The organism is Streptococcus mitis (assembly GCF_013305725.1).
GTDB classification, from domain to species: Bacteria; Bacillota; Bacilli; order Lactobacillales; family Streptococcaceae; genus Streptococcus; species Streptococcus mitis_BO.
Window position 1 is genome coordinate 806,920 of sequence record NZ_CP047883.1, and the last position, 18,148, is coordinate 825,067.

The 18,148-nt window shown below is 40.0% G+C and carries 17 protein-coding genes and 2 tRNA genes; 17 read left to right on the forward strand and 2 right to left on the reverse strand.

Annotated features, from left to right (window positions below; translation table 11 throughout):
- Window positions 1-90: 90 nt before the first annotated feature.
- From M594_RS03985 to M594_RS04045, 13 genes are all read left to right on the forward strand, one after another.
- A complete protein-coding gene (locus tag M594_RS03985; protein WP_050197945.1) occupies window positions 91-321 on the forward strand; it encodes a DUF2969 domain-containing protein in 231 nt (76 codons plus the stop codon).
- Between the two features lie 49 nt (window positions 322-370).
- Window positions 371-451 (forward strand) — tRNA-Tyr (locus tag M594_RS03990).
- Between the two features lie 9 nt (window positions 452-460).
- A tRNA-Gln gene (locus M594_RS03995) sits at window positions 461-532 on the forward strand.
- Between the two features lie 160 nt (window positions 533-692).
- Window positions 693-1,895, forward strand: coding sequence for a 30S ribosomal protein S1 (rpsA, locus tag M594_RS04000; protein ID WP_001001631.1), 1,203 nt, complete (start codon window positions 693-695; stop codon window positions 1,893-1,895).
- Window positions 1,896-1,980: 85 nt separating this feature from the next.
- Complete coding sequence (locus tag M594_RS04005) at window positions 1,981-2,478, forward strand: GAF domain-containing protein (RefSeq protein ID WP_084926445.1); 498 nt, start codon at window positions 1,981-1,983, stop codon at window positions 2,476-2,478.
- Entirely contained in the window at window positions 2,478-4,133 is a 1,656-nt protein-coding gene (gene dnaX, locus M594_RS04010) for a DNA polymerase III subunit gamma/tau (RefSeq protein ID WP_173876032.1), read from the forward strand. Before M594_RS04005 ends, dnaX begins: the two co-directional genes overlap by 1 nt.
- A 27-nt stretch (window positions 4,134-4,160) precedes the next feature.
- Complete coding sequence (locus M594_RS04015; RefSeq protein ID WP_001081602.1) at window positions 4,161-4,355, forward strand: DUF3272 domain-containing protein; 195 nt, start codon at window positions 4,161-4,163, stop codon at window positions 4,353-4,355.
- A gap of 150 nt (window positions 4,356-4,505) precedes the next feature.
- Window positions 4,506-5,276 carry a Fe-S cluster assembly ATPase SufC gene (sufC, locus tag M594_RS04020; RefSeq protein ID WP_000114489.1) on the forward strand — a complete coding sequence of 257 codons (771 nt, stop codon included), beginning with the start codon at window positions 4,506-4,508 and terminating at the stop codon, window positions 5,274-5,276.
- A 27-nt stretch (window positions 5,277-5,303) separates the two neighbouring features.
- Complete coding sequence (sufD, locus tag M594_RS04025) at window positions 5,304-6,566, forward strand: Fe-S cluster assembly protein SufD (protein ID WP_173876033.1); 1,263 nt, start codon at window positions 5,304-5,306, stop codon at window positions 6,564-6,566.
- A gap of 10 nt (window positions 6,567-6,576) precedes the next feature.
- Window positions 6,577-7,803, forward strand: coding sequence for a cysteine desulfurase (locus tag M594_RS04030; protein ID WP_173876034.1), 1,227 nt, complete (start codon window positions 6,577-6,579; stop codon window positions 7,801-7,803).
- On the forward strand, window positions 7,790-8,230 hold the full coding sequence (gene sufU / locus M594_RS04035; RefSeq protein ID WP_173876035.1) for a Fe-S cluster assembly sulfur transfer protein SufU: 441 nt from the start codon (window positions 7,790-7,792) through the stop codon (window positions 8,228-8,230). Before M594_RS04030 ends, sufU begins: the two co-directional genes overlap by 14 nt.
- A 57-nt stretch (window positions 8,231-8,287) precedes the next feature.
- Window positions 8,288-9,700 carry a Fe-S cluster assembly protein SufB gene (gene sufB / locus M594_RS04040; RefSeq protein ID WP_173876036.1) on the forward strand — a complete coding sequence of 471 codons (1,413 nt, stop codon included), beginning with the start codon at window positions 8,288-8,290 and terminating at the stop codon, window positions 9,698-9,700.
- 124 nt (window positions 9,701-9,824) lie between these two features.
- The gene (locus tag M594_RS04045) at window positions 9,825-11,216 is read left to right on the forward strand and encodes an APC family permease (RefSeq protein ID WP_004261444.1); all 1,392 of its coding nucleotides are present in this window, start codon (window positions 9,825-9,827) and stop codon (window positions 11,214-11,216) included.
- A 30-nt stretch (window positions 11,217-11,246) separates the two neighbouring features.
- On the opposite strand, the gene M594_RS04050 is transcribed toward M594_RS04045, so the two are convergent.
- The gene (locus M594_RS04050; RefSeq protein WP_125453022.1) at window positions 11,247-12,095 is read right to left on the reverse strand and encodes a YitT family protein; all 849 of its coding nucleotides are present in this window, start codon (window positions 12,093-12,095) and stop codon (window positions 11,247-11,249) included.
- Window positions 12,096-12,238: 143 nt separating this feature from the next.
- Between M594_RS04050 and M594_RS04055 the strand changes: the two genes are divergently transcribed.
- On the forward strand, window positions 12,239-13,075 hold the full coding sequence (locus tag M594_RS04055; RefSeq protein WP_173876037.1) for a DegV family protein: 837 nt from the start codon (window positions 12,239-12,241) through the stop codon (window positions 13,073-13,075).
- Window positions 13,076-13,182: 107 nt separating this feature from the next.
- Entirely contained in the window at window positions 13,183-13,458 is a 276-nt protein-coding gene (locus M594_RS04060; protein ID WP_124787347.1) for an HU family DNA-binding protein, read from the forward strand.
- A gap of 284 nt (window positions 13,459-13,742) precedes the next feature.
- On the opposite strand, the gene M594_RS04065 is transcribed toward M594_RS04060, so the two are convergent.
- A complete protein-coding gene (locus tag M594_RS04065; RefSeq protein ID WP_173876038.1) occupies window positions 13,743-14,729 on the reverse strand; it encodes an L-lactate dehydrogenase in 987 nt (328 codons plus the stop codon).
- 194 nt (window positions 14,730-14,923) lie between these two features.
- Between M594_RS04065 and gyrA the strand changes: the two genes are divergently transcribed.
- Both gyrA and M594_RS04075 read left to right on the forward strand, forming a co-directional pair.
- Window positions 14,924-17,392, forward strand: a complete 2,469-nt coding sequence (gyrA, locus tag M594_RS04070; protein ID WP_173876039.1) for a DNA gyrase subunit A — start codon at window positions 14,924-14,926, stop codon at window positions 17,390-17,392.
- Window positions 17,392-18,135 (forward strand): class A sortase, encoded by a 744-nt coding sequence (locus M594_RS04075; protein WP_173876040.1) that lies wholly within the window; start codon window positions 17,392-17,394, stop codon window positions 18,133-18,135. The genes gyrA and M594_RS04075 overlap by 1 nt, the downstream gene beginning before the upstream one ends.
- The last annotated feature ends 13 nt before the right edge of the window (window positions 18,136-18,148 follow it).

The following is an 18,148-nucleotide window of genomic DNA, read 5'->3' on the forward strand; positions in this document are numbered from 1 at the left end:
TCCAAATTAGTTGCACTCACTGATATGGAGTTTTTTCTTGCTAGTTTTAGGATTTTCTTGTAAAATAGAAAAAGTGAAGAGAGGTATGAAATGAGTAAGAAAGATAAAAAAATTGAAATTCAAGTAGCAGATGCCAAGGTTAATGTAGGAAAAGACAGTTTTGAGGGTTATACCTTGACCATTGGTAAGAAAGTAATTGGAGAAATTGCCGAATTAGATGGACAATTTGCCATCATAAAGAATGGGAATGTCGATAGTTTTTATAAAAAATTGGAAAAAGCTGTGGAAATTTTGATTGAAAACTATAATTTAGTAAAATAAGTCTTGTTTTATTGAAAATTTCATGATATAATAGTTTTCGTTAAATATCGGAGAGATAGCGAAGAGGCTAAACGCGGCGGACTGTAAATCCGCTCCTTCGGGTTCGGGGGTTCGAATCCCTCTCTCTCCATTTTACTAATGGGGTATAGCCAAGCGGTAAGGCAAGGGACTTTGACTCCCTCATGCGTTGGTTCGAATCCAGCTACCCCAGTTCTTAGGTAATAATCAAGATAAAAGGCAAAATATCTTAGGGTATTTTATTTTTATAATTGAAAGACGTGAACGATATGAACATGTCCTTGCGGGTGCTTAGGAAAAAAATTATAAGTATGTCAAGTTAAAGAAAACTTGATTGTTGGAGGATTTTTTAGATGAACGAATTTGAAGATTTGCTAAATAGCGTTAGCCAAGTTGAGACTGGTGATGTTGTTAGTGCTGAAGTATTGACAGTTGATGCGACTCAAGCTAACGTTGCAATCTCTGGAACTGGTGTTGAAGGTGTCTTGACTCTTCGCGAATTGACAAACGATCGCGATGCAGATATCAATGACTTTGTTAAAGTAGGAGAAGTATTGGATGTTCTTGTACTTCGTCAAGTAGTTGGTAAAGATACTGATACAGTTACATACCTTGTATCTAAAAAACGCCTTGAAGCTCGCAAAGCATGGGACAAACTTGTTGGTCGCGAAGAAGAAGTTGTTACTGTTAAAGGAACTCGTGCCGTTAAAGGTGGACTTTCAGTAGAATTTGAAGGTGTTCGTGGATTTATCCCAGCTTCAATGTTGGATACTCGTTTCGTACGTAACACTGAGCGTTTTGTAGGTCAAGAATTTGATGCTAAAATCAAAGAAGTTGACGCTAAAGAAAACCGCTTCATCCTTTCACGTCGTGAAGTTGTTGAAGCAGCTACAGCAGCAGCTCGTGCTGAAGTATTCGGTAAATTGGCTGTTGGTGATGTAGTAACTGGTAAAGTTGCACGTATCACAAGCTTTGGTGCTTTCATCGACCTTGGTGGTGTTGACGGATTGGTTCACTTGACTGAATTGTCACATGAACGTAACGTATCACCAAAATCAGTTGTAACTGTTGGTGAAGAAATTGAAGTGAAAATCCTTGATCTTAACGAAGAAGAAGGACGTGTATCACTTTCACTTAAAGCAACAACACCTGGACCATGGGATGGCGTTGAGCAAAAATTGGCTAAAGGTGATGTAGTAGAAGGAACAGTTAAACGTTTGACTGACTTCGGTGCATTTGTTGAAGTATTGCCAGGTATCGATGGACTTGTTCACGTATCACAAATTTCACACAAACGTATTGAAAATCCAAAAGAAGCTCTTAAAGTTGGTCAAGAAGTTCAAGTTAAAGTTCTTGAAGTTAACGCAGATGCAGAGCGCGTATCACTTTCTATCAAAGCTCTTGAAGAGCGTCCAGCTCAAGAAGAAGGACAAAAAGAAGAAAAACGTGCTGCTCGTCCACGTCGTCCAAAACGTCAAGAAAAACGTGATTTCGAACTTCCAGAAACACAAACAGGATTCTCAATGGCTGACTTGTTCGGTGATATCGAACTGTAATCAAATTGAAAATTCATAAAATCCTTTGTTTCCTAAACAAGGGATTTTTCTTTTGTCTGTAAGTCTTTTTTGATATAATAGTTCTATGTTAGAATCAGAAAAACAATCACGTTATCAAATGTTAAATGAGGAGTTCACTTTTTTATTGGATGGTGAAACCAATGTTTTGGCTAATCTTTCCAACGCCAGTGCTCTTCTAAAATCCCGCTTTCCTAATACCGTATTTGCAGGCTTTTATTTGTTCGATGGAAAGGAATTGGTTTTAGGTCCCTTCCAAGGTGGTGTTTCCTGCATCCGTATTGCACTAGGAAAGGGTGTTTGTGGTGAGGCAGCTCACTTTCAGGAAACTGTTATTGTTGGAGATGTAACAACCTATCCCAATTATATTTCTTGTGATAGTCGAGCTAAAAGTGAAATTGTTGTTCCTATGGTTAAGAATGGTCAATTACTTGGAGTTCTGGATCTGGATTCTTCAGAGATTGATGATTATGATGCTATGGATCGAGATTATTTGGAACAATTTGTCGCTATTTTGTTTGAAAAGACAGAATGGGACTTTACAATGTTTGGGGAGAAAGCCTAATGTATCAAGCACTTTATCGAAAATATAGAAGTCAAAACTTCTCCCAGTTGGTTGGACAGGAAGTTGTGGCTAAGACCCTTAAACAAGCAGTAGAGCAAGAGAAAATAAGTCATGCCTATCTTTTTTCTGGTCCACGTGGAACGGGAAAAACCAGTGTAGCCAAGATTTTTGCCAAAGCTATGAACTGTCCAAATCAAGTGGGTGGTGAACCTTGTAATAACTGCTATATTTGTCAAGCAGTGACAGATGGTAGTTTAGAAGATGTCATTGAAATGGATGCGGCCTCTAATAATGGGGTGGATGAAATTCGCGAAATTCGTGATAAATCTACCTACGCTCCTAGTCTTGCCCGTTATAAGGTTTACATCATAGATGAGGTTCACATGTTGTCTACAGGAGCTTTTAATGCCCTCCTAAAGACGCTGGAAGAGCCAACACAGAATGTGGTCTTTATTTTGGCTACTACTGAATTGCACAAGATTCCTGCTACGATTCTATCCCGTGTGCAACGTTTTGAATTTAAATCGATTAAGACACAGGATATTAAGGAACATATCCGCTATATCTTAGAAAAAGAAAATATTAGTGCCGAGCTAGAAGCTGTGGAAATCATTGCCAGACGTGCTGAAGGTGGAATGCGAGATGCCTTGTCTATTTTGGATCAAGCCCTGAGTTTGACACAGGGAAACGAGCTGACGACTGCCATCTCTGAAGAAATTACTGGCACCATTAGTCTATCAGCCTTGGATGATTATGTGGCTGCCTTGTCTCAACAGGATGTTCCAAAGGCCCTAGCATGCTTAAATCTTCTCTTTGACAATGGTAAGAGCATGACTCGTTTTGTGACCGATCTTTTGCACTATTTAAGAGATTTGTTAATTGTTCAAACAGGGGGAGAAAATACTCATCATAGTCCAGTCTTTGTAGAAAATTTGGCACTTCCTCAAGAAAATCTGTTTGAAATGATTCGCTTGGCGACAGTCAGTTTAGCAGATATTAAGTCTAGTTTGCAGCCTAAGATTTATGCTGAGATGATGACTATCCGTTTAGCAGAGATTAAGCCTGAACCAGCTCTTTCGGGGGCAGTTGAACATGAAATTTCTGCATTGAGACAGGAAGTTGCCCGTCTCAAACATGAACTCGCAAATGTGGGCACTGTACTAAAACCAACTAGTCCAGTACCTACCCGTCCAGCAGCGAGCAAGACCGTCTATCGTGTGGATCGCAATAAAGTTCAATCTATCTTACAAGAGGCCGTTGAAAATCCTGATTTAGCACGTCAAAATCTGATTCGCTTGCAGAATGCCTGGGGAGAAGTAATTGAAAGTCTAGGTGGGCCGGACAAGGCCCTTCTAGTCGGATCTCAACCGGTTGCGGCCAATGAACACCATGCTATTCTTGCTTTTGAGTCTAACTTCAATGCTGGTCAAACCATGAAACGAGACAATCTCAACACCATGTTTGGCAATATCCTCAGTCAGGCAGCAGGTTTTTCACCTGAGATTTTAGCCATTTCCATGGAGGAATGGAAAGAAGTTCGCGCAGCCTTTTCAGCCAAAGCCAAATCTACTCAAACTGAAAAAGAAGAAGACGCAAGTCTGATTCCAGAAGGATTTGAATTTTTGGCTGATAAAGTGAAGGTAGAGGAAGACTAAAGAAAGATTTCATGATACAATAAGTTTATGAATAGACAACAATTTATTATCATCGCGCTGTTTACAGCTGCTGAGACCTATTTTTTTAATGAAGCTTGGATGACTGGTCGTTATATTATGGCAGCCTTTTGGGCCATTTTGCTCTTTAGAAATTTTCGAGTAAGTTACTTGATGGGCAAAATAGTGGATGTCATTGACCAGCATTTAAAAGGAAAAGACTAGTCCTCAGCTTCTAGACAAAATCAAAGCCTTTTAGGCTTTTTTTTGTTATACTATAAAAGTATATTTATTGACCTTTTACCGTATTTTCTAGGGAAATCAAGTATGTTTCCAGTAAGAACTGTAAAGGTTTTGAAAAAGAAAGGAACTATCATGTCAGTATTAGAGATCAAAGATCTTCACGTTGAGATTGAAGGAAAAGAAATTTTAAAAGGGGTTAACCTGACCCTGAAAACAGGAGAAATCGCCGCTATCATGGGACCAAATGGTACAGGTAAATCGACTCTTTCTGCAGCTATCATGGGAAATCCAAACTATGAAGTTACCAAAGGTGAAGTCTTGTTTGATGGCGTAAACATCCTTGAGTTGGAAGTTGACGAGCGTGCGCGTATGGGACTTTTCCTTGCTATGCAATACCCATCAGAAATTCCTGGAATTACCAATGCTGAGTTTCTTCGTGCAGCTATGAATGCTGGTAAAGAAGACGATGAGAAGATTTCAGTTCGTGAGTTTATCACTAAATTGGATGAGAAGATGGAATTGCTCAACATGAAAGAAGAAATGGCTGAGCGTTACCTCAACGAAGGTTTCTCTGGTGGTGAGAAAAAACGTAATGAAATTCTTCAACTTTTGATGTTGGAACCAACTTTTGCCCTTTTGGATGAGATTGACTCTGGTCTTGATATTGATGCACTTAAAGTTGTTTCTAAAGGTGTTAATGCTATGCGTGGTGAAGGCTTTGGTGCTATGATTATCACTCACTATCAACGTCTTTTGAACTACATCACACCTGATGTGGTACACGTCATGATGGAAGGTCGTGTTGTTCTTTCTGGTGGTCCCGAATTGGCTGCGCGTTTGGAACGTGAAGGATACGCAAAACTAGCTGAAGAACTTGGCTACGACTACAAGGAAGAATTGTAATTCCCTCGTGTCTTTTAGGAGAAGTAAATGACTAAAGAAAATATTAAACTTTTTTCAGAAATGCACGCTGAACCAAGCTGGTTGGCTAATCTCCGTCAAAAAGCTTTTGACAAGATTGAGACTTTGGAATTACCAGTTATTGAGCGTGTCAAATTCCACCGTTGGAATCTGGGTGATGGAACGATTACAGAAAGTGAGCCATCAGCAAATGTTCCAGATTTCACAGCTCTAGATAATCACTTGAAGTTGGTTCAAGTAGGAACTCAGACTGTTTTTGAGCAAACTCCAGTTGAGTTAGCTGAACAGGGTGTCGTCTTTACAGACTTCCACTCAGCTTTAGAAGAAATTCCAGAGCTAATCGAAGAATTCTTCATGTCATCTGTTAAGTATGACGATGACAAGTTGGCAGCCTACCATACAGCTTATTTCAATAGTGGTGCTGTTCTCTACATTCCTGATAACGTGGAAATTGCTGAACCAATCGAAGGAATTTTCTATCAAGACAGCGATAGCGATGTGCCGTTTAACAAGCATATTATGATTATCGCTGGTAAAAATTCTAAGATTAGTTATCTGGAGCGTCTAGAGTCACGTGGTGAAGGAAGTGCCAAAGCAACTGCCAATATCACAGTAGAAGTAATTGCGCGTTCTGGAGCTCAAGTGAAGTTTGCTGCGATTGACCGTCTAGGTGAAAACGTCACTGCTTACATTAGCCGTCGTGGTAAATTAGGCAACGATGCAAGCATTGACTGGGCAATCGGTGTCATGAACGAAGGGAACGTCGTTGCGGACTTTGATAGTGACTTGATTGGTAACGGTAGCTATGCGGATCTCAAGGTTGTAGCTCTTTCAAGTGGCCGTCAGGTACAAGGGATTGATACCCGAGTAACTAACTATGGTTGCAACTCAATCGGAAATATCCTTCAACATGGGGTTATTCTTGAAAAAGCAACCTTAACCTTCAATGGTATCGGCCACATCATCAAGGGTGCTAAGGGAGCAGATGCGCAACAAGAAAGTCGTGTTCTTATGCTTTCAGACCAAGCGCGTTCAGATGCCAATCCAATTCTTTTGATTGACGAAAATGATGTTACTGCAGGTCACGCAGCTTCTATCGGTCAAGTGGATCCTGAAGACATGTATTACCTCATGAGCCGTGGCTTGGATAAGGCAACTGCAGAACGCTTGGTTGTTCGTGGTTTCCTTGGATCTGTTATCGTTGAGATTCCAGTCAAGGAAGTTCGTGATGAAATGATTGCAACTATCGAAGAAAAATTGTCAAAACGCTAAGGGGTAGCCTATGTTAGATGTAGAAGTGATTCGCAAGGATTTTCCAATTTTAGACCAGATTGTTAATGATGAACCATTGGTTTATTTGGACAATGCTGCGACGACACAAAAACCACTAGCAGTTCTTGAAACAATCAACCGCTACTATGAGCAGGACAATGCCAATGTTCACCGTGGTGTCCATACCTTGGCAGAACGAGCGACAGCTTCTTATGAGGCGGCTCGTGAAACCATTGGTAAGTTTATCAATGCAGGTTCTACAAAGGAAGTTCTCTTTACCAGAGGAACGACAACCAGTCTTAACTGGGTGGCGCGCTTTGCGGAGGAAGTCTTGACTGAGGGAGACCAGGTCTTGATTTCTGTCATGGAACACCATTCCAATATCATTCCTTGGCAGGAAGCCTGCCGTAAGACTGGGGCAGAGCTTGTCTATGTCTATCTCAAGGATGGAGCTCTGGATATGGATGATTTGCGAGCTAAATTGACTGATAAAGTTAAGTTTGTCTCCCTTGCCCACGCCTCAAATGTTCTGGGTGTGGTCAATCCAATCAAAGAAATCACTCAATTAGCTCATCAAGTTGGAGCCATTATGGTGGTGGATGGTGCTCAATCTACGCCTCATATGAAGATTGATGTTCAGGACTTGGATGTGGACTTCTTTGCCTTTTCAGGCCACAAGATGGCGGGTCCAACTGGTATCGGTGTTCTTTACGGTAAAGAAAAGTATCTGGAACAAATGTCACCAGTTGAATTTGGCGGTGAGATGATTGATTTCGTCTATGAGCAATCTGCTAGTTGGAAGGAATTGCCTTGGAAATTCGAGGCTGGAACTCCTAACATGGCAGGTGCTATCGGACTAGCTACTGCAATAGATTATCTTGAAAAGATTGGTATGGATGCGATTGAAGCTCATGAACAGGAGTTAATCTCTTACGTCTTTCCAAAACTGCAGGCGATTGAGGGATTGACTATTTATGGTTCGCAGGACTTGGCTCAACGTTCAGGTGTTATTGCCTTTAACCTAGGCGATCTTCATCCGCACGACCTTGCGACTGCTTTGGATTATGAAGGAGTGGCTGTTCGTGCAGGTCACCACTGTGCGCAACCCTTGCTTCAGTATTTGGATGTCCCAGCAACAGCTCGCGCAAGTTTTTATATCTACAATACCAAGGCAGATTGCGACAAGCTAGTCGATGCCTTACAAAAGACAAAGGAGTTTTTCAATGGCACTTTCTAAACTAGATAGCCTTTATATGGCAGTGGTAGCGGACCATTCGAAAAATCCACATCACCAAGGGAAGTTAGAAGACGCTGAACAAATCAGTCTCAACAATCCAACCTGTGGAGATGTTATCAATCTCTCTGTCAAGTTTGATGCAGAGGAGCGTTTGGAGGATATCGCTTTTCTAAACTCAGGCTGTACCATCTCAACTGCTTCTGCTAGTATGATGACGGACGCAGTTTTAGGAAAAACCAAACAAGAAATTTTAGAACTTGCGACTATTTTTTCTGAGATGGTTCAAGGGCAAAAAGATGACAGACAAGATAGTCTTGGAGATGCAGCCTTCTTGTCAGGTGTTGCCAAATTTCCTCAACGAATCAAGTGTGCAACCCTAGCCTGGAATGCCCTTAAGAAAACAATTGAAAATCAAGAAAACAAGTAAGGCAAGTTTCTTTTGTCTTATGAATCAGTAGAAATGAAGAATGAAAGAAAGGATATTATGGCTGAAGAAAGAGTAGAACCAAAACCAATTGATCTTGGTGAATATAAATTTGGTTTCCATGATGATGTAAAGCCTGTCCTATCGACAGGAAAAGGATTGAATGAAGATGTCATTCGTGAATTATCAGCTGCAAAGGGAGAACCTGAGTGGATGTTAGAATTCCGTTTGAAGTCTTATGAAACTTTCAAAAAAATGCCCATGCAAACTTGGGGAGCAGACTTGTCAGAGATTGATTTTGATGACTTGATCTACTACCAAAAACCATCTGATAAACCAGCTCGTTCATGGGATGAAGTTCCTGAAAAAATCAAAGAAACCTTTGAACGTATTGGGATTCCGGAAGCTGAGCGTGCCTATCTAGCAGGGGCCTCTGCCCAGTATGAGTCAGAAGTGGTTTACCACAACATGAAGGAAGAGTTCCAGAAATTGGGCATTATCTTTACAGATACAGATTCTGCCCTCAAGGAATACCCAGACTTGTTTAAACAATACTTTGCTAAGTTGGTACCGCCAACAGATAACAAGTTGGCTGCCCTTAACTCAGCAGTATGGTCTGGTGGAACCTTTATCTACGTACCAAAAGGAGTCAAGGTAGATATTCCACTTCAAACTTATTTCCGTATCAACAATGAAAATACAGGTCAATTTGAACGTACCTTGATTATCGTTGATGAGGGAGCAAGTGTCCACTACGTAGAGGGCTGTACTGCGCCTACTTATTCAAGTAACAGTTTGCACGCTGCCATCGTAGAAATTTTTGCCTTGGATGGAGCTTATATGCGTTATACGACTATCCAAAACTGGTCTGATAATGTCTATAACTTGGTAACAAAGCGTGCTAAGGCTCAAAAGGATGCCACTGTTGAGTGGATTGATGGAAACTTGGGTGCCAAAACAACCATGAAATATCCATCTGTTTATCTTGATGGAGAAGGAGCGCGTGGTACAATGCTCTCTATTGCCTTTGCCAATGCAGGGCAACATCAAGACACAGGAGCTAAGATGATTCATAACGCACCACATACCAGCTCTTCTATCGTATCTAAATCCATCGCTAAAGGCGGAGGAAAGGTTGACTACCGTGGACAAGTAACCTTTAACAAGAACTCTAAGAAATCTGTTTCTCACATTGAGTGTGATACCATTATCATGGATGACTTATCAGCATCAGATACTATTCCATTTAATGAAATTCATAATTCGCAAGTAGCTTTGGAACACGAAGCCAAGGTTTCTAAGATTTCAGAAGAACAGCTCTATTACCTCATGAGCCGTGGATTGTCAGAATCTGAGGCAACTGAGATGATTGTTATGGGATTTGTAGAACCCTTTACAAAAGAGCTTCCAATGGAGTATGCTGTTGAGCTGAACCGCTTGATTAGCTACGAAATGGAAGGATCAGTTGGGTAAAAATATGTAAAATCTGAGCAGAATTTATTTCTGTTCAGATTTTTTTGAAAAATCATCTTATAAATATTCACAAAATTCCTTTTATATGATAAAATAAAACAATCATATTTAATGGAGATGAAGTATGAATATTTTTAGAACTAAAGATGTTAGTTTGGGACGTACTGAAATGCACCGGCATTTAAAAGTATGGGATTTAATTTTATTAGGAATCGGTGCCATGGTAGGAACTGGGATTTTTACCATTACAGGAACCGCAGCAGCAACGCTTGCTGGTCCGTCACTGGTTGTATCCATAGTGATTTCTGCCCTTTGTGTTTCTTTATCCGCCCTCTTTTTCGCAGAGTTTGCCTCTCGTGTTCCTGCAACTGGTGGTGCTTATAGTTATTTGTATGCAATTTTGGGTGAATTACCAGCTTGGATTGCTGGTTGGTTGACCATCATGGAATTCATGACAGCAGTTTCTGGTGTGGCCTCTGGCTGGGCAGCTTATTTTAAAGGCTTGCTCAGTAACTATAGTATTTCAATGCCTCAAGCCTTGAATGGGACCTTTAACCCTGAGCAGGGTACCTATATAGACCTTTTACCTATTTTGGTATTGACACTGGTAACCGGTTTAGTTTTATTAAATTCCAAGGCAGCCTTGCGTTTTAATTCGCTTCTAGTCGTCTTGAAATTCTCTGCTCTCGCTTTGTTTATTCTAGTTGGTATCTGGTATATTAAACCAGAAAATTGGTCCAACTTTGCTCCCTTTGGTTTTGGTCAAATTTATGGTGGAAGTACTGGAATAATGGCAGGAGCATCTTTGATGTTCTTTGGTTTCCTAGGTTTTGAATCTATTTCTATGGCTGTTGATGAAATTCAAAACCCACAAAAAAATGTTCCACGAGGTATTGTTTTGTCATTGACAATCGTAACGATTCTCTATGCTTTGGTTACATTAGTATTGACAGGGATTGTTCACTACAGCCAACTCAATGTGGACGATGCTGTAGCATTTTCATTGCGAAGTATAGGAATTGGTTGGGCAGCTAATTATGTGTCATTAGTGGCCATTTTGACCCTAATAACAGTGTGTATTTCTATGACTTATGCCTTATCGCGTATGATTTACAGTTTAGCACGTGATGGTCTTTTACCTCGAAGTTTTAAGCAATTAAGCAAAACAAGTCGTGTTCCTAAAAATGCGACCATCTTAACTGGAGTTGCTTCTGCAATAGCAGCAGGAGTATTTCCGCTAGCTAGTATCGCGGCCTTTTTAAATATTTGTACGCTGGCTTATCTTATCTTACTGGCTTATGGAATTATAAAACTTAGAAAGGATAAGGGAATGCCTAAAGAAGGAGAATTCAAAACTCCCCTAGTTCCCTTGTTACCGATTTTATCTATTCTAATCTGTGTTTCCTTTATGCTTCAATATAGTATAGAAACATGGATTGCGTTTGGCATTGCTCTTGTAGTTGGACTTGTGATTTACTTTACTTATGGCTATCGTCATTCTACACTTTCTGAATAGAGAAAAAGCTGGAACTTCCCAGCTTTTTCTTTATTCTTTTATATAGGTAAATCCTTCACCAAGGATTTCGTGAGCTTCAGTAATAGTTATAAAGGCTTGAGGATCAACTTGATGAATCATATCTTTCATTTTTACAATTTCATTTCTTCCGACAATACAGTAGATGATTTTTAAATCTTTCTTACTATAGTATCCTTGACCAGAAAGAAAGGTTACCCCACGTCCGAGTTCATCATTAATCTTTTTAGCTAATTTATCAGGATACTGAGTAATAATTATAAAGCCTTTTCCAGCGTAGCCACCTTCTCCAATAAAATCAATGACACGTGTGATGATAAAATCGAACAAAAGTGTATAGGTAACTAGACGAAGATCTTGGAAGAGTATTAAAATTAACATTAGGATAAAGAAGTCAATCCCAAAAAGCAATTTTCCGATGGATATATTCGTATATTTGTTTAGGATACGAGCAACAATATCCGATCCACCGGTTGTTCCACCAGCATTGAAAATAACTCCTAACCCGATTCCAAGCAGAACACCGGAAACCAAGGAAACGATTATCAAATCACCTTGTAAATCAAACTGTAAGGGAATACGTTCAAATACTGCCAACCAAACAGATAGAGAAAAAGTACCTAAAAGGCTTGAATAGAGGGTTTTAGGGCCAAATATTTTCCAAGCCAAAATGAATAAGGGAATATTAATTAAAAGATTCATCAAGGAGACAGGAATCTTGAAGAGATAGTATGTAATTAGGGTGACACCAGTTGCTCCTCCCTCGAAGAGATGATGGGGAACAACAAAATAGGTAAGACCAAAAGCATAAATAGCTGCACCCAGTATGATGGTGATAATAGGCTGTATTTTTCGAAGCATGATTTTCCCTCGCTTTTCTATAGATTGATTATACCAAAATTTCAAACTTTTTCATTGGATCCCTTATGATTTTTTAACAATTTTTTGATATAATAAGAGTGAAAAATCTAATTCCTATCTAGTATAATAGAAAGATTGATTATATGACAAAAGTAAAAATTGTAACAGATTCTTCTGTTACTATCGAACCAGAAGTTGTTAAAGAACTTAATATTACAGTTGTTCCCCTATCGGTTATGATTGATAGCGTGCTTTATTCGGACTCAGATTTGAAAGAAGGTGAGTTCCTTCATCTTATGCAACAAAGTAAGAATCTTCCTAAAACGAGTCAACCCCCAGTAGGAGTATTTGCTGAAGTTTTTGAAGAATTAGGAAAAGATGGTAGTCAAATTCTTGCAATACATATGTCTCATGCCTTGTCTGGAACGGTTGAGGCTGCTCGTCAAGGTGCAAGTTTATCTGCTGCGGATGTGACAGTTATTGATAGCTCATTTACCGATCAGGCTATGAAGTTTCAGGTTGTTGAAGCCGCAAAACTTGCTAAAGAAGGAAAAGATTTAGAAACAATTGTAGCTGCCGTTGAAGAAATCAAACAAGACACAGAACTTTACATTGGGGTTTCAACTTTAGAAAACTTAGTGAAAGGTGGACGTATCGGACGTGTGACAGGTTTGTTAAGTTCCCTTTTGAACATTCGTGTTGTGATGCATATGAAAGATCATGAATTGCAACCTATTGTTAAAGGTCGCGGTGCTAAAACGTTTAAAAAATGGTTAGACGAGTTGGTAGAAACTCTTTCTCATAAAGCGGTTGCTGAAATTGGGATTTCCTATGCAGGAAATAATGAGTGGGCTAATGAAATGAAGAGTTTATTGCAAAAATATGTTGAAAAACCGATATCAGTTTTAGAAACAGGTTCTATTATTCAAACTCATACAGGAGAAAATGCATGGGCTATTTTAATACGATATGTTTCCTAAAAAAATAGTGAAAATTCATTCAAAATAGTGTTTTTGACTTGACCTACGGGAGTTTTTAGGATATGATTATATTTGTTAATTAGAAATTATTTGGAGGATTTTTTAACATGGCAAACAAACAAGATTTGATCGCTAAAGTAGCAGAAGCTACAGATTTAACTAAGAAAGATTCAGCAGCAGCAGTTGAAGCTGTATTTGCAGCAGTAACTGAGTATCTTGCAGCTGGAGAAAAAGTTCAATTGATCGGTTTTGGTAACTTTGAAGTTCGTGAGCGTGCTGCACGTAAAGGTCGCAACCCACAAACTGGTAAAGAAATCAAAATTGCAGCTTCTAAAGTTCCAGCATTCAAAGCTGGTAAAGCTCTTAAAGACGCTGTTAAATAATGACACTTTAAAAAGTCTATTGCATCAAGCTTTCTAGCTTGGTCGATAGGCTTTTTTTGTTGCTTTGGGGCATTTTGGGGGCATAGACTAATACTTTTCTATGACATCTGCAACGATTGTTTTCATTTGTTTAGTAATATGAGTATAAATTTGTGGCGTTGTTTTAGTATATGAGTATCCAACACGATCAAAACGGTGTGAGATAAGGAATCTTTTGGAAAATAGTCTTTCAGTCTTTAGGGGAAAAGAAAAAAGGCTCTCATTAAATGAGAACCTAGTTACAATTAGTTTTTAGAAGCAGCTTGGAATTCTGGGTTTTTCCAAGCTTCGTCAATAATAGCTTGTAATTCTTTAGCAGATGCTTGCATTTTTTGAGTTTCTGCGTCGTTCAATGGGATATTTACTGGACGAACGATACCGTGTGCACCAACGATAGCTGGTTGACCGATAAAGACATTTTCAACACCGTATTGACCTTCTTGGAATACAGAAAGTGGAAGTACTGCATTTTCATCGTCAAGGATTGCTTTTGTGATACGAGCGAGGGCTACAGCGATACCGTAGTATGTGGCTCCTTTTTTGTTGATGATTGAGTAAGCAGCATCACGAACTGAGATGAAGAGCTCTACAAGGTCAGCTTCATCTAAGTCACGGTTAGCTTGTAGCCATTGTTCCAATTTAACACCTGCAACGTTAGCGTGAGACCAAACAGCAAACTCAGAGTCACCGTGTTCACCCATGATGTAGGCATGGACTGAACGAGCATCAACACCGATTTTTTCAGCAAGTGCTTGACGGAAACGAGCTGAGTCAAGTGAAGTACCTGAACCGATAACACGTTCTTTAGGGAATCCAGAGAATTTCCAAGTTGAGTAAGTCAAGACGTCAACTGGGTTAGCAGCGACAAGGAAGATACCTTTGAAACCTGATTCAACAACTTGTGTTACGATTGATTTGTTGATAGCAAGGTTCTTACCTACAAGGTCAAGGCGAGTTTCACCTGGTTTTTGAGGAGCACCAGCTGTGATAACAACAAGGTCAGCATCAGCACAGTCTTCGTATTTAGCAGCGTAGATTTTTTTAGGTGAAGTGAAGGCAAGGGCGTGGCTAAGGTCTTCGGCATCACCAACTGCTTTTTCAAACAATTGTGGAATTTCAATGATACCAAGTTCTTGTGCAATTCCTTGTGTAACGAGGGCGAAAGCGTAAGAAGAACCTACGGCACCGTCACCGACGAGGATAACTTTTTTGTGTTGTTTAGTTGCTGTCATTTGTCTAAACATCTCCTTTGTTTTATTAAGGGAAATTCCCCATTTGATTTCATTCTATCACTTTTAAATAGCTTTGTCACGGATATACCTTGCAGTTCTTGATGTAAACGTTTTATCGTTTTAGATATCTGAAATATAGCGAATATTATGGTATAATATATATAATTACTAATAGTGAAATGAGGCATTTATTAATGCAGGATAGAAATTTAGTGAATGTCAATCTGACAAAGGAGATGAAGACGAGCTTTATCGACTACGCCATGAGTGTTATCGTAGCGCGGGCCCTTCCTGATGTTCGAGATGGCTTGAAACCCGTTCACCGTCGGATTCTCTATGGAATGAATGAATTGGGTGTTACTCCAGACAAACCACATAAAAAATCTGCTCGTATTACTGGGGATGTCATGGGTAAATATCACCCACACGGGGATTCCTCTATCTATGAAGCCATGGTCCGTATGGCTCAATGGTGGAGTTACCGTTACATGCTTGTAGATGGTCATGGGAACTTTGGTTCCATGGATGGTGATGGTGCTGCCGCCCAGCGTTACACTGAGGCACGTATGAGCAAGATTGCTCTGGAAATGCTTCGTGATATTAACAAAAATACAGTTGATTTCGTTGATAACTATGATGCCAATGAACGTGAACCCTTGGTCTTGCCAGCACGCTTTCCAAATCTTTTAGTTAATGGAGCAACTGGTATTGCGGTTGGGATGGCAACCAATATTCCGCCTCACAACTTGGGAGAAACCATTGATGCGGTGAAGTTGGTCATGGACAATCCTGAAGTGACCACTAAGGACTTGATGGAAGTCTTGCCTGGGCCAGATTTTCCAACTGGTGCTCTCGTTATGGGGAAATCAGGCATTCATAAGGCCTACGAAACTGGTAAAGGCTCCATTGTTCTTCGTTCTCGTACTGAAATCGAAGAAACTAAGACTGGCCGTGAGCGCATCGTTGTGACAGAATTTCCATACATGGTAAATAAAACCAAGGTACATGAGCATATTGTTCGTTTGGTTCAGGAAAAACGCATTGAGGGAATAACAGCAGTACGTGATGAGTCAAACCGTGAAGGTGTTCGATTTGTTATCGAAGTTAAGCGCGATGCCTCAGCAAATGTTATCCTCAACAATCTTTTCAAGATGACCCAGATGCAAACCAACTTTGGTTTCAATATGCTTGCTATCCAAAATGGTGTACCCAAGATTTTGTCTCTTCGTCAGATTTTGGATGCTTATATTGAGCACCAAAAAGAAGTGGTTGTTCGTCGGACACGTTTTGACAAGGAAAAAGCGGAAGCGCGTGCTCATATTTTAGAAGGTCTCTTGATTGCGCTAGACCATATCGACGAAGTGATTCGTATCATCCGTGCTAGTGAAACGGATGCTGAAGCACAAGCTGAGTTGATGAGCAAATTCAAGTTATCTGAACGTCAAAGTCAAGCCATTCTTGATATGCGTCTTCGTCGTTTGACAGGTTTGGAACGCGATAAGATTCAGTCTGAGTATGATGACCTCTTGGCTCTGATTGCAGATTTAGCAGATATTCTAGCTAAGCCAGAACGTGTTTCTCAAATCATTAAAGATGAATTAGACGAAGTCAAGCGTAAATTTGGTGACCAACGTCGTACGGAATTGATGGTTGGTGAAGTCTTAAGCATCGAAGATGAGGACTTGATTGAAGAAACGGATGTCTTGATTACACTTTCTAACAAGGGATACATCAAACGTCTCGACCAAGCTGAGTTCACCGCTCAAAAACGTGGTGGCCGCGGTGTTCAAGGAACAGGTGTTAAGGATGACGATTTTGTTCGTGAGTTAGTGTCGACTAGCACCCATGATCACCTACTCTTCTTTACAAATAAAGGCCGTGTTTATCGCCTGAAAGGCTATGAAATTCCTGAGTATGGCCGTACTGCTAAGGGCTTGCCGATTGTCAATCTTTTGAAATTGGATGAAGGCGAAAGTATTCAAACCATCATCAATGTTGAGTCTGAACGCAGTGATGATGCTTACCTCTTCTTCACAACCCGTCATGGTATTGTGAAGAGAACCAGCGTTAAGGAATTTGCTAACATTCGCCAGAATGGTCTCAAGGCTTTGAACCTCAAGGATGAAGATGAATTGATTAATGTCTTACTGACAGAAGAAGATACGGATATTATCATTGGTACCAAGTTTGGTTATGCAGTTCGCTTTAATCAATCAGCCGTTCGTGGAATGAGCCGTATCGCTACGGGTGTGAAAGGTGTTAATCTCCGTGAGGGGGACACAGTTGTTGGTGCTAGTGTGATTACAGACCAGGACGAGGTTCTTATCATCACAGACAAAGGATATGGTAAGCGCACAGTTGCGACTGAATATCCAACTAAAGGTCGTGGTGGTAAAGGGATGCAAACTGCTAAAATTACGGAAAAGAATGGTTCCCTTGCTGGTCTTATGACAGTTAAAGGTGATGAAGATTTGATGATTATCACTGATACAGGTGTCATGATTCGAACCAACGTTGCCAATATTTCACAAACAGGTCGCTCAACTATGGGAGTTAAAGTGATGCGCCTGGACCAAGATGCCAAAATTGTAACCTTTACTACGGTTGCAGCGGCAGAAAAAGAAGAAGTTGGGACAGGAAACGAAACAGAAGGTGAAGCATAATGTCTCATAAAAAGAACAAAAAGAAAACAAACCGTAAAAATTTATTAATCAATATCTTGGCAGGGTTTTTAATCCTCTTGTCAGTGGCTTTGATTTTCAATTCAAAAATTCGTGATATCTTCATGGTTTGGAATACCAATAAATACCAAGTCAGCCAGGTATCAAAAGAAAAATTGGAAGAAAATCAAGATACAGAAGGAAATTTTGACTTTGACTCTGTAAAAGCTATCTCGTCAGAAGCTGTCTTATCCTCACAATGGGATTCGCAAAAATTGCCAGTTATCGGTGGAATTGCTGTTCCTGAGGTAGAAATTAACTTGCCTATTTTTAAGGGGCTTGATAATGTCAATCTCTTCTATGGAGCTGGTACAATGAAGCGTGACCAAGTGATGGGGAAAGGAAACTATTCACTTGCGAGCCATCACATCTTCACGGCGGAAAATGCCAGCCAAATGCTCTTTTCTCCATTATCACGCGCTAAAAATGGGATGAAAATTTACCTAACCGATAAGGATAAAGTTTATACCTATGAAATCCGTGAAGTGAAGCATGTGACTCCAGATCGCGTTGATGAGATTGATGACCGTACTGGAGTTGATGAAATCACACTTGTAACCTGTGTTGACTATGATGCGACAGAACGTATTATCGTAAAAGGTGACTTGAAAGATACAAAGGATTATTCACAAACACCTGAAGAAATTCTAACAGCTTTCAATCAACCATATAAACAGCGCTATTAATAGTTAAAGAATC